The sequence below is a fragment of the Pseudomonas sp. Leaf129 genome (assembly GCF_001423465.1).
Lineage (GTDB): Bacteria > Pseudomonadota > Gammaproteobacteria > Pseudomonadales > Pseudomonadaceae > Aquipseudomonas > Aquipseudomonas coleopterorum.
This window is the reverse complement of the sequence record NZ_LMOC01000004.1, coordinates 1-1,033: the sequence shown is the minus strand read 5'-3', so window position 1 is coordinate 1,033 and position 1,033 is coordinate 1. Positions and strand designations below refer to the sequence as shown.

Here is a 1,033-nt window from a genome sequence, read left to right as displayed (position 1 = left end):
GACCTTGGCGCTGGCCAGGCCCGAGGCAGGGTTGCGTTGGGTGCGGTAGAACAGGGCCTCAAGCGGCAATTGCCGGTGCAGGTTCTGCCCCCATACCTGGAGCATGATTTCGTTGTGATACTGGCGATCGACAGCCGGTGTCTGGAAGTTGGATCTCGCCACCAGACTTACCGTAAAAGCCGATCGGGACGGTGCGTAGAAGGAGCACTGATGCTGATTGCGAGGTCCACCGGCAGCCACGGAGTTGTAGTGCGTCTTCCATTGCGCCAAGGTCGTGATGCCCAAGCTGGAGCAGTAGACACTTTGCGTGGGGTAGCTAGGGTGTGCTCCACAGCCCTGGTCGGCACGCCCGTCGGTCGCAGCATCGCTGGGAAACGAGCACAGCACGCGCACGTTCAGATTACCGTCGGCCACCGTACGCTCGACGTTCTTGAAAATGATGCCCTGTACCGCTTCCCAGGCCAGCCGCTGGATGCCCATGTCACGCCGTAGAAAAGAGAACGATACCGCCCCCTTTCTGATCGAGTTGGCACTGGGATTCCATGACAGAAAATTTCCGCTGTCGACAGTGCGCAACATGACACCGTTGCAAAAGAATGCCGCTTCGCCCGAGCAGTCGTTGCTGGTGTTGTTGTACCGAGCGTCGAGCCGAGCGGCAATCACCTGACCATCTCCGACGGTGCTGGAAACCACACGTATCTGAATCGGAGCTGATGCCACGGGGGTGCCGACGCCGGCTTTTTCATACGTGTAGAGCACCGGCACCGTCTTGCCGCTGTTTTCCATCACCCAGGACTTGGGTATGGCGAAGTCGACCGGCGTGGCGCGATCGACCACTGGCTTGATCTCGGTATTGCGTGAGGGCGAGCCGCCCCAGGTCACGCGTACGGTATCGCCCGGCAACATGCCCGAGTGCACCACTCGAACCGTGGCATTGGCGCCTAGGGTAGCGGGGTCGAGCGTGCCATTCGCCTTCGCTTCCAGGACCCTGAACACTGGACTGACCACGGGCGCGCTGGATGTGATGCGCAAT

The 1,033-nt window shown here is 60.6% G+C and carries 1 pseudogene; it reads right to left on the bottom strand.

The annotated features are described in order from the left end of the window. Nucleotides 1-1,033, bottom strand: a pseudogene (locus tag ASF66_RS22645) (hypothetical protein); the annotation flags it as partial.